We start from the raw sequence: 11,711 nt of genomic DNA, 5'->3' as shown, positions 1-11,711 counted from the left end.
TTCGTGCAGGCTCAGACGCACGACGGCCGGAGCCTGCGCATCCTGACGCTGATCGATGAGCCCAGCCGGGCGTGCCTCGCCTTGACGGTGGCGCGGCGCATCGACAGCCTCGGCGTGATCGAGGCCCTGGCCGATGCGATGGGCCTGCACGGCATCCCGGAGCACATCCGCTGCGACAACGGTCCAGAGATGATCTCCAAGGCGTTGCGCAAGTGGGTCGCCAAAGCTGGCTCGCAGATCCAGTACATCGCGCCACGATCGCCGTGGGAGAACGGCTATTGAGAGAGCTCCAACGGCAAGCTTCGGGACGCGTGTCTACGCCAGGAGATTTTCCACTCGCTGAGGGAGGCGCAGATCGTGATCGGTCTATGGCATACCACCCACAACCGCGTTCGACCGCCTTCGTCGCTGGGCTATCGGCCGCCCGCGCCTGTCAGCTACCCGGATCTGGCCTCCGGCTACCTATGGCAGCCGCCATGCGGTAGCCTCTCAATTGGCTCGGTCCAAAATACCGGTCAGGTCATCCGGAGCAGCGAAGCTCATGAGAGCGGCACATCGTCGATGAGATCAGGCGCCTTATGAATGCGCTGGACTGCACTTCAAAACGCGACGCTCCACTACCGGCAGCCATTATGATCCTCTAAAAGAGGCTCCCATGGAAGCTCATCACGTGCGCGAAACGGTAAGCCGCACAATCAATTCGCACGACGCTACCCTACGTTTTGGCCGTCATGGGCATAATGCGTAGCGCCCGGTCGGCATACGTAGGTACGATGCCTGGCCTCGGCCAAGCAAAATTTGTGACAGCGACACAACGAATCAACAAGTATAATTGGAAAACGAGATTTCGATGCTTTGAGAAGATTTTATAACGAACGCATTCCCATAATTTAATGCTGATGAGAACCATGATACGGTTCTTTCGCTGCCTGCGATGCCCACATCCTTGGAGGACCAGTTTTGAGAATCGTTTATGTATCATCTGTGCCGGTATTCCCCACAAATGGCGGAAACCGAGCGGTTATTTTTGCGCAGATTGAATATTTTAGAAACTTAGGACATGAGGTCTACTTCATTCTCCTGACTTCTCGACAGATCGGGTCGTTCGATGAAGATGCGCATCGCGAATTTTTTGGCCCAAATTTCATACCCTTAAAGCGAAGCCGAGCGGGAGAAACGCTATATCTCTTCCAGCGTTGGATCAAAATAATATTTCGTAAGATAAAAAATCTCAGCGGCCAGCAAACTCATCTTTTCGACTCGGCGGACGAAATATACTATAGTCCATTCGACAAAATGCTTAAAGCAATTTTTCGTCGTATTAAGCCAGACGTTTGCTGGGTACCCTATGTATTTTTCTCTCGGGTGTTTCTGACCTGCGGGCCTCAAACACTGAAGGTTCTTGATACCCACGACTCGTTCTCCCATCAGCTTGCGCCCGAGAAGGAGAGCGCGGGCTTGAAAAGGGCCGATATCGTTATCGCTATTCAAGATTTGGAAGCAGCCTACTTCAAATCTTTACTCGGTCCGGAAGCAGGCCGTGTCAGAACGCTCTGTTTGATGAGAGAGCGGAGTGTCGCGGTCGAGCAGCGGCGTTCGGCCGGCGCAACCTTTTTCGGATCGTCGTTCACGGCAAATATTGCTTCGGTTCAGTACCTGATCGAAAAGGTTCTCCCTGAGGTCGTCAGGATCGTTCCTGGATTCAAAATCTTCGTCGCGGGAAGCCTATGCCGAGACATACCGCACCAGAAGAGCGTGGTAAAGTTAGGATTAGTCAAGAACGTGGAAGACGCATATACTGATGCGCCGGTTCTGGCCAATGCAATCACGGCCGGTACTGGCCTAAAGATAAAGTTGATCGAGGCTTTGTCTCTCGGCGTCCCGGCGGTCAGTACGCGTCTTGGAGTGAGAGGATTGCCGGACCAGTTGTTACAGGGTGTTATTGTTGTCGACGATGACGACCCCATCGGTTTCGCCAGAGCATTGCTGACACTCCACCAGAATACGGAAGCGCGACTCGCGCTTGGACGGAGTGCACGACGCGCTGCACAACAGTGGGTTGCCTCGCAGAAGGCGGAACTCGAGGCCATTCTCGCGTTAACGAAGCGGGATGAAGCTGACCGACATTCGATTTGAGATTCTTCGAAACCACTCGTTCCGCCAGTCATAAAATGCCGCGAGCTGTAATTTCTTCCTCTACTGGACGGAAGATTACAGACTAGCGGATTGTAGGACTGATTTAATAAAAAAACCCCACCCGCAATAACTCTTCCCTGAGAACACTTGAATATCGCTGTCTCAATCCCACTTGATAAGAGCTATTGCACCCAAGTCTCTGACCGCGTCCTTGCAATTTTGGATGGCGCTACCAGAATTCCAATAAACGCGACCGGCCACATTTTTCAACCATTGCACCAATGCGTCCACACGACGACGAGAATGAAAGAGATCGGCGCGTCTTTGGTGAACCATATAAATCTTCTTCCACCAATTTAAGGTTTCATATTTGTCAAAAAGAGGAAGATCGGACGTCGTTCTGAAAGGAATGTTGGAGATTATAGTACACATTTCCTGTGCAGATCGTGCGCGTTCGTTAAGTACGAAGAAAATCATCTTCCGGGTTTTCGAGACTTCATGTTTATTTGGAGCACCATACACATTACTATCGTGTTGCCTGTAATCAACCAAATCGCGATTGATGCACGCAATCCGGCCAGCGCAGCGAGCCAGCAGACTTACCCATTTGTCATGAGCGTTATTTCTCATTCCCTGCAAATTAAGGTCAAATCTATCGATGGGAACCAAATCCAAGAGAGATTTGCGCAGAACCATCGAAAATCCGAAATGCCCTCCCCACGGATCACAGGCCCGAGGATTAATTGTACAATCTTGGCTTATATATTGATCAAATCGGCCGAGATCATTCCCGTCTTTATCGATCTTTCGTGCAGAATGGACGACCAAGACAATCGTTGGATCATGAAACTTCACCAAACAAACCTCTAATTTATCTGGATGCCAAATGTCATCTTGATCGCAAAAAGCTATTATGTCTGCCGTTGCGTGCTGCGCACCGTGCAAAAAATTGGCGCCGAAACCAATGTTTTCCGTGCGACGAATAATTTTAATTGGAACGGCGGAAAAGGATTGAAAATCTTCAGCGATCCTGATTGTCCCATCGGTTGAACGGTCATCAGCGACTATAATCTCGGTCGGCAAAACGGACTGCGACAATAAACTTTCCATTTGCTGCCGCAAATAGCGCTCGCCGTTGTAAGTTCCGAGGATGACGGATACGGGCGGTGGAGACAAAAAGGCGGAACTCAATGTTTAAGCCCTCTCATTCGAATTATACGTCAATAGAAACGACGGATATTTGAACTGCTATCAGATAATTGATTCAACGAAAGATGGTCGACCCCCATCTCTCGTAGAATTTTGTTGAGTGCCTCTGAATTAAGTGCACAGCTAAGATTTGTTATAATTTGACATTAGTTGGCATTGGAAACCTGAGTCCGGCGACGAATTGAAGAAAAAGATTGCACTCAATCTTAACATCTGAACAATCTGTCGATAATTGATATTTCTGAAATTTTCGCTTCAGCTTTGTCTCGTCGCGGGGCTGATTGCCTGAACTGAACGCGGCGACTTGACCGGGTCGTCTGGTCCGTTTGTTCCGTAGGACGACATTTTGCCCAAGCAGACTCAATATCCGGCAATCATCGCGGTTTCCGTATCTCGTTTTGCGCATCGCCCAGCACCCGTTCCGAGCGTCTACTGATACGCTCGATCCTGACGCGCAGTTAGCGTACCGCAACAGTCCGGAACGCGCATCACCCCGCTGTGGTGCCCTTACATACGGCGTCAATCTTTGCCGAGAGCGGGGCAGCCACGGGCTGCACCCGCAGTACAGCTGCCGTCCCATGCTCGGCTGGCGAATCACCACTGCCGCGCAACGCGGCCTCATTGGCATGGCGCCCGACGACACGTTCGAACGAGTCCATGGCGTGCGCATTGCAGGCAAAACTACAGGTCGTGATACGCGACGTTTTTCTGTCCATCTTGCAGCCGCCCTTTGGCTCTGGCGAGATGGGCGTTTGTCCCGAACTGACGATGCAGTTCGGCCAGCCAGCGGTTGCCGGCACGACAGTCACACTCGCTTCGGGAACACACGCGTGGCTTGCAGGATCAGGATCGAACATGAGGCGCTCGCGGTTGAGGTACAGGCTCAACCCTCGGCCATCAGCTCAGGGCCCGTCGGATCGGCTCAGCCGCATTTCTCGTGCGCCTCAATGAGCCACCTTGCGGCCGCCTCTAATGCCCAGCCTCGCGCTCACCGGCTGGCTTCGTTTTGGCTGGCTCCCTGCGACCGCCGTCATCGGCCTCTGGCGCTAATCGAATCTAGACCATAATGCTATCTTCGCCTCTGTTCGTTCATCGAAATTCAAACACGATACGCCGTTCACGACCCTGATACGAAAAACAGCCCAATGGCATGATGCAACTTAGGCTCATTGCGTATTGTCCAAACAGCCGCTTCCCCGCATCATCGGCAAAGGAGGATTCCGGTCGTTGCGCGTGTCTTCCCCCTGATCAAACTTGAAAAACATTAAGGCTCTAACAGTAAGCGCTTATGCGAATAAAGTTTGTTTCATCTTGCGGCAAACATTGGATACAAGCGAGATGATCAAGCACACAGGATCGTTATCATGGACCTCCGGAGCAGATATGAGAGACGGTAACCTCAGCTATTCACACCCAGGGCTCCCAATTAGTTTAATCGCACGTTCGATTTCAGAATGTAAATTCCGCTTTGCGGCTTGGGTACTGTTCTGCATGACCCTTGCGCTCCTTTATATATTTCTTACACCACCACAGTACTCTGCGACAGCGGCAATCATTCTCAATCCGTCCTTGCCGGCAGGGGGAGCGTCAGGCTCCAGAGCCGAAACGGGCGCCATGGTCGGCCTCGATAATTTTCAAGCAGAAAGTCAGATACAAGTACTCAAGTCAGAGCGGATCTTGAACGCGGTTTTCGACAAGCTTAACCTGCTCGAATCAAAATCGATAGCCGAAAATATAAAAGACTCCGATAAATTACGATCGAACCTGTCCTCGAAGAATGCAGCCGAGGATTCTGCGTCGGTAAAGAGTTCGAATCGGAAAGCGTTCGAGGCTTTCAGCAATCGCGTTAACGTAAAGCGCGTGGGTAATTCCTATGTCCTCGAAGTCTCCTATCAAGCGCTGGAGCCGGCTGAAAGCGCCCGCATCGCCAATGCAATATGTATGCAGTACATCGCCTCACAAGTAGAATTGCGGGCCGCTTCAATCCAACGCGGAACGGAATACTTGCAAGGTCGGATCGCGAGCATGAAAGCCCAGTTGGCGGCGGCTGATGAAGGAGTTAGAACGGGCGCCGTTCCGAATTTTCAGTTTCCCGACGCGGATGCCCAGATCATCAGTGCGGCCGCGCCACCATTAACCCGATCGAGTCCCAAAACAGGAACCACCTTCGCTATTACCTTGACTTTGAGTTTGCTGATTGGGATATCAACAATTGTGGTGAGGGAATTTTTTGATAATTCAGTTAAGTCCCCGTCGCAAATAAAATACTTATTGGATATCAATAACGTTGTCGAATTGCCAAGATTTAGTCGGTCGATTAGAGTAGGTGCGGCTTCGAATAAAAATTACGACATCCTCAGGCAGGCTTGGGGAAAAAATTACTTGGACGCCAGACAAAAGATGGACGCCTTCCATATCGATTTTGCTCTTGATCTCTCAGCAAAGCAGAAAAAAGTCATTGGTGTCATGTGCTGGACGGGACACTCCAAGCGCCATTTGCTTGCGCTCTTGCTAGCATCGGTTGTATCAGCAAAGGGGCGCAGCGCCGCGGTATTCAATCTTGATTATCAAAAAGCCAAGGATGGATTTTTTTCTTCAAGTGGAAATAATGATCATGGCGCGCGAATCGTCACGTCATCTGATGTGAAACTCGTAATAGATCCGCAGATCGACGGCGCGAGTGGTCAGAAAGATATCGATCTTTCGAATGGTGCGAACAGCGCGGCAACCCTTCATATCCTATCGGAATATGATGCAGAATATGTTCTTCTCGATTTGCCGCCAGTCAGTTCAAACCCGGAAATGCTGTTGAGCTGCGCAGTTTTGGACTATGTCGTTGTCATTGTAGAGCTTGGCAAAACACAACTCGCCCACGTAGAAAGGGTCACGTCGACACTGCGAAACAATGGTGTTTCCGGCATCGGTGTAATCGCCTTGAACGCATAGCGCTGACTTGAAATGCTGGGTTCAGATATCAGCGGAAACCCGCTATGGCACTGCATAAGATGTCTGGACAACGAGCGCCGAACATTGACGGTCTGAGACGCGTCGATGCGCTGGTGAGACTCGACATCGGATACCAATCCTCACTGATCAGAACCCATGAGCCCAGTTGCGCAGTCCAATCGACATGATGCGCCAGGGTCGGTCGATGAGGGTGTTCCAGGCGTGGCAGCAGTGGTCGAGGATGTCGGCGTAGGATGTGAAGACGCGGTTGCCGATCCAGTTGTCGCGCATTAGGTTCTCGACGGGGTTGAGTTCGGGGGAGCGGACCGGCAACGGCAGCAGGGTGATGTTGGTGGGCACAGCGAGCTTCCGGTTGGTGTGCCAGCCAGCCTGTTCGAGCAGCAGCACGGCGTGCGCGCCCGGGGCGACGGCCTTGGCGATCTCGGCCAGATGCAAGGCCATCGCCTCGGTGGTGCGGCGGGGCATGACGAGGCCGGCCCCGGTGCCTCTGGCTGGGCAGATTGCCCCGAAGATGCAGGCCGAGGCGGTGCGCTGGTCCTTGGGCGCCGTGGGACGCGTGCCGCGTCTGGCCCAGCGCCGGGGGATCGTGTTCTTCTGGCCGACCCGGGCCTCGTCGGCGAACCAGACCTCTATCGGCTTGCCGCCGACGGCTTGCGCGATCGCCTCCAGGCGGGTGGGGACGCTTTTTTAAAAGCCGGGATGGCGTCCGGATCCTGGGCGTGGTGGCGCGGCCGGGCGGAGAGCTTGCGGTAGCCCATGCCCCGCAGGACCCGGCTCAGCGTCTGCTCGGACATCGAGACACCGTGATCCCCGAACAGGATTGGGGCGAGATCGACCAGCCGCCAGCGCACGACCCCGTGAGCCGCCGGCATCGGCGGCCCCTGCTCGACCAGCGCGCGCAGCGCCTCCCGCTGCTCGGCGTTCAGGCGCGGGCGGGCGCCAGGGGCCTTGCCGCCGATCGGCTCGTCCGGACCGTGCGCGTTGAACGCCATGACCCAATCCAGCACCGTCTGAAGCCCAACCCCGCCGAGAGCGGCGGCGGCCGAGCGCGAGCCGCCCGCGTAGATCGCCGACACAGCCAACAAGCGCCGGGTTTGGGCGGGATCACGCGCGCCCTTGGCCAAGGCGCGCTTCGGAGAGCGGGTCGTCGCACCGGTGCCGGAAGCGGCGCGCGGCACGCCCTTCGGCCCACGGCTGCACGCAGTGGCGACGTACTGGAAGACCTTTCAGGCGCTCTCGTATGAGCGGCGGCAGGCGGCGCTCTCCGACCTGTTTGGCCTGACGCTCAGCCAGGGCGGCCTGATGAACCTGCTCCGGCGTGCGCATCGCGGGCTCGAACGCTTACCACTGGCTGTTCCACGCGGCCGACGCGGTGGTCCACACCGCCTGCCCGACGCGCGGCGCTGTCGTGGTGCACGAGATGATGGACGGGCATCGGCCCGCGGTGTGGATCTCGGATCGCTACACCGCTCAACAGGTCCATGCGGCCGAGCACCAAACCTGCCTGGCGCATCTGGCCCGCGACGTCGCCTACGTGGTCGAGGTCAGCGACGATCCCGTGCCGTGGCGCCTGCAACTCTGGTTGCAGGGCGTCTCGCCCTGGCCGAGCGCGTCACCGACTTGGCCGCCGCGACGCTGTCGGCCAAGCGCCGCAGCCTGGATCGGCAACTCGGGGCCATCCTGGCCACGCCGAGCCGCTGTGACCTGACCCGCGACCTGCAGGCCAAGATCAGCCGCGCCCGCAATCAGCTCCTGATCCTCCTCGCCTATCCCGGGACGGTCGAGCCGACGAACAACGGCTCCGAGCGGCTGCTTCGTCCGGCTGTCGTGCAGCGGACGGTCACCCACGGCTCTCGCGCCATGTGGGCGGGCGAGGGCGAGGCCGCCATCCGCACCGTCGTCGACACCGCCCGCCTGAGCGGTGCCAAGCCATTCGGCACCATCCTCAAAACCGTCGGCGCCTGAACCCCGCCATCACGGGCCGGGGTAATTACCGCGCAGGCCTTCGGCGTCAAAGTCCGACCGCAGCGGAACCGGAGCAGCCATGCCCCTCTCCTCGGGCTCCAAATCCCAGGACAGAATTACCCTTCAGCCGCCGCCGCTACCCCCAGTGAGTCCTCCTCAGCGAGGTTTGGTATGATACGTTCGATCAAGTATGCTTGAGAGATTGACGTCCTCCCGCGCGCGGATGCGGTACTGAATATGCAGTCGAAGCGCGGCGTGGGCGGAACGACGCTATCGGCAACGGTCCTGAGGTTCAGAGGTGGCTCGGTTTGTCTGAACAGTGACCTGGGCCTGGATGCGTGGAGTCCTGCCGGGTTTGGGCGGCCGCGGGATGCGGCAGCCTGTCGAAGGAGGTTTGGTCGGGGGTGCGTCGGTCAAGACTCGACCGGTCGCCCGGATAGAGGCTCACGTGCGATTAGCCGAGCGCCTTCATCTCGATGGCACCCCCTTATCGGTTCTGGCCGAGGACAAGACCATCACAGGGCGGATCTGGGCGGTGGTGCGAGACAGCCGTCTCTTCGGCGGGACCACCGGCTGCAGCCTCCTTCTATCGATACCGTCGTGTCGTCACCGTGCAGGACGTCCGATCCGGAAATCACGTCCATCCGCAGGAAATGGACCAGCCGAACCAGCGCGGCGACCGTCGCGTCCATCCGACCGAACAGGGACGGCGTCCCGGCCCTCGGCTTGCCGCCTCGACCGCCAGGCGACCGGAGCCGCCGCAAGGCGCTCGGCCGCGTCGGCCTCAAGGGGCTCGATGGCAACGGGACATCGGTCGTCGCGGAGCTGAGTCCAGGTCCGGCCGGTGATCGGCGCGCGGCCTTACGATCGGACCGATTGCGTGTACGCCGCGGAGCCTCCGGTCCGATGCCAATGAGCGTTCTCCAGACCGCTCATTCGGCACCGCTTGCTCGCTGCGACTGGGAGAATAGCCAATCCGCACTACACCTTGTTTGATGAGCGTAGCCGCAGTATCAATCGTCAAATATCCTGAACCGTCATCGAGGATCGCATCGACCGAACTCCAGATAACGATCCATCGCTCTTAGAGCCGTTCACGAATTGCTTGCCGGATCGTTGCCCTGGGAAGCGGCTGCCAGCGATTTGGAACTTTGTTGGGAGGTCCGAGCGCGATACAATCGAATCTATCATTCTTGGATTGAGCAGCGGGCGCCACCGTGGTGTCGGTTCTACTGCACGCGATATGGTCAATGCAGCAAAAAGCCTCGAATTACCACAGCTTCCGGTAACACTAATTCATTAATGATGCGATTAATAACGAATATTGGGAAGGACTTTATGAAATCAAGCTTATCATCTGTAGGCGGTTCGTCATCAACAATCGCGATTGCTTCTTCGATTTATTATAATAAAAATCGATCAGATGGATTTGAGGCCCAAAAATGGATATAGGGTCGCTGGTATCTCTAGCTATACTTCTGCCGTGCGCAATTGCTGGATTTGACTATATCTTCATCGCAGCGATCTGTTTTCTAGCATTTGGAGCCTTAGCGGCGCTGCCGCCGTCGTTGACTATGGGAGTTACCATCACCGCGGCCAATCTAGGTTTCGGATTGCTCATCCTACGCTCGTTAATCACAATGCGGGCAAACGCGTTTCTGGCCATTATGTTGCCGTTCAACAAATGTGGTTTGCTGACGCTCTTCATGCTACAAGCCATGCTCTGTACAGCAATTTTCCCCTGGGTTTTCGAGGGTCAAACCATCGTCTATCCTTTGAGGGGATCCGGAGATGTTCTGTATACCGTTTCTTTGTCCCCATCAATGAGCAATATAACTCAATTTTTATACCTTCTTGAGTCATATTTGTTGACGATCGTTATCGCTGCTCGCTTTCAGACTACCGACTTCCTACAGGTAATAAAACTCGCACTTTATTTATTATTGTTCATACTTTTTATAACTGCCTGCCTCGACATTCTGAGCTTGAATTTTATCTTGGATGTGTTTAGAAACGCAAATTATTCTCTGGTTGGCGAAACTAATATTGGCCTTACGAAACGAGTCGTCGGCGCAATGCCGGAAGCCTCATCGTTTGGTGCGCTGACGGCGAGTCTCTTTGCAATTTTGCTTCTTATGCGCAGAAATTTCGGTATGGATTATAGGTGGGTATTCGCAACGCTGGGGAGTTTGTTGCTGGCTTGCCTGTCTACGTCTTCAACGGCGTACGCGATCCTGGCAGCAGCCGGCGCTGCCTTCGCGCTCCAGACCTTGATTCGCGTTTTCGTCAGTGGACGTATCGAACAGGAGAGATCGGCGGCGGAAATCATCGTCATATTCGTCTTGGCGATACTTGCCGTCGAAGCGATTATATCAGCGCCCGAATTTCGCGAGAGAATATCATTCCTATTGAATGCTCTTGTATTCGAAAAGACGTCCACCTCCTCGTTCGAAGAACGAACCCGATGGTCGAATACAGCTTTCGAGGCTCTTCAGGATTCTCATTGGCTTGGAATCGGCGTCGGAAGTGCAAGAACGTCGAACGGGTTAATCAACATATTAGCGAGTACAGGATTGCTGGGCGCTGTGTTTTTTGTGGCGTTCAATTTAAGTATTTTGTCCCATCGACGCCGAAATGCTGGATTTAGCGAAAATTATTCCGCCGTCTTGGCCCTGGTACCCATGTTTGTCGGCTTCGCTCTGAGTTCCCCAACCGCCGATTTCGGATCGTTGGTAGCCCTCCTTTTTGCCCTTCAAATCCGATCAGGATGAACCCATACGCAGGAGCCGTTGAAGAATGCATGCCGACAATTGGGTAAACGCCTGTCGGCAGGCGCCCTGCGGGATCAGATCGTAGACCTGGATACAGTGTTGTCACGAAGGTCCGTATCCTCCCTATGTCTGGGCCTACAATCTTACGGGGCTCCGTGGTCAGAGGCGGCTCGGTTTGTCTGAACAGTGACCTGGGCCTGGATGAGTGGAGTCCTGCCGGGTTCAGGTGGCCGCGGGATGCGGCAGCCTGTCGAAGGAGGTTTGGTCGGGGGTGCGTCGGTCAAGACGCGAATGGGGCCTCCGTCCATGGGAGACGGCGAGGTACCAGCCGATCGGGGCGCGCCCCGTGCTGACGGTGTCGTAGGCCCGGAGGTAAATCTCCTGGTACTTGACCGACCGCCACAGCCGCTCGACGAAGACGTCGCCGCGCCAAGCGCCCTTGCCGTCCATACTGATGGCGATCCCAGCCTTCACCAATACGCTGGTGAAGCCGTGGCTGGTGAATTGCGAGCCCTGGCCCGGGTTGAAGATCTCCGGTGTACCATGCCGGGCAAGTGCTTCCTCCACCGCCTCGACACAGAAGTCGGCCTCCATGGTGATCGATAGCCGCCACGACAAGACTTTGCGGCTGAACCCATCGATCACGCCGGCCAAGTAGACGAA

The 11,711-nt window shown here is 55.4% G+C and carries 7 protein-coding genes and 2 pseudogenes; 5 read left to right on the top strand and 4 right to left on the bottom strand.

From position 1 onward, the window contains the following. A pseudogene (locus MKK75_RS17690) lies at positions 1 to 485 on the top strand (integrase core domain-containing protein); the annotation flags it as partial. A gap of 475 nt (positions 486 to 960) precedes the next feature. Then, positions 961 to 2,136, top strand: a complete 1,176-nt coding sequence (locus tag MKK75_RS17685; RefSeq protein ID WP_244043847.1) for a glycosyltransferase — start codon at positions 961 to 963, stop codon at positions 2,134 to 2,136. Positions 2,137 to 2,298: 162 nt separating this feature from the next. Here the strand turns inward: MKK75_RS17685 and MKK75_RS17680 are convergent, their stop codons facing one another. Further along, positions 2,299 to 3,327: a glycosyltransferase gene (locus MKK75_RS17680; RefSeq protein ID WP_244043846.1), complete on the bottom strand. Its 1,029-nt coding sequence runs from the start codon at positions 3,325 to 3,327 to the stop codon at positions 2,299 to 2,301. 506 nt (positions 3,328 to 3,833) lie between these two features. Beyond that, entirely contained in the window at positions 3,834 to 4,232 is a 399-nt protein-coding gene (locus MKK75_RS17675; protein WP_244043845.1) for a hypothetical protein, read from the bottom strand. Between the two features lie 451 nt (positions 4,233 to 4,683). Between MKK75_RS17675 and MKK75_RS17670 the strand changes: the two genes are divergently transcribed. After that, positions 4,684 to 6,291, top strand: coding sequence for a Wzz/FepE/Etk N-terminal domain-containing protein (locus MKK75_RS17670; RefSeq protein WP_244043844.1), 1,608 nt, complete (start codon positions 4,684 to 4,686; stop codon positions 6,289 to 6,291). 147 nt (positions 6,292 to 6,438) lie between these two features. On the opposite strand, the gene MKK75_RS17665 is transcribed toward MKK75_RS17670, so the two are convergent. Next, positions 6,439 to 7,490, bottom strand: a protein-coding gene (locus tag MKK75_RS17665; protein ID WP_409567584.1) for an IS630 family transposase whose coding sequence is annotated in 2 segments (ribosomal slippage) — positions 6,439 to 6,983 and positions 6,983 to 7,490 — 1,053 coding nt in all. Because the reading frame shifts where the segments join, the coding sequence is not laid out codon by codon here. On the opposite strand from MKK75_RS17665, the pseudogene MKK75_RS17660 reads away from it, so the two are divergent. Both MKK75_RS17660 and MKK75_RS17655 read left to right on the top strand, forming a co-directional pair. Next, positions 7,447 to 8,277, top strand: a pseudogene (locus MKK75_RS17660) (transposase); the annotation flags it as partial. The gene MKK75_RS17665 and the pseudogene MKK75_RS17660 overlap by 44 nt on opposite strands. Before the next feature lie 1,442 nt (positions 8,278 to 9,719). Beyond that, on the top strand, positions 9,720 to 11,048 hold the full coding sequence (locus MKK75_RS17655) for a hypothetical protein (protein ID WP_244043843.1): 1,329 nt from the start codon (positions 9,720 to 9,722) through the stop codon (positions 11,046 to 11,048). 222 nt (positions 11,049 to 11,270) lie between these two features. On the opposite strand, the gene MKK75_RS17650 is transcribed toward MKK75_RS17655, so the two are convergent. Further along, positions 11,271 to 11,711, bottom strand: a 441-nt coding sequence (locus tag MKK75_RS17650; protein WP_244043842.1) for a DDE-type integrase/transposase/recombinase, incomplete at its 5' end; no start/stop codon positions are given.

This window comes from Methylobacterium sp. J-030, assembly GCF_022829545.1.
Classification (GTDB): Bacteria; Pseudomonadota; Alphaproteobacteria; order Rhizobiales; family Beijerinckiaceae; genus Methylobacterium.
Note: the sequence above shows the minus strand (reverse complement) of the source record. Positions and strands in the feature narration are given on the sequence as shown.

What these genes read in the sequence shown, in the direction of transcription:
- MKK75_RS17670 (WP_244043844.1), top strand. Translation starts at nt 4,684, where the DNA reads ATGATCAAGCACACAGGATCGTTATCATGGACCTCCGGAGCAGATATG.
- MKK75_RS17655 (WP_244043843.1), top strand. Translation starts at nt 9,720, where the DNA reads ATGGATATAGGGTCGCTGGTATCTCTAGCTATACTTCTGCCGTGCGCA.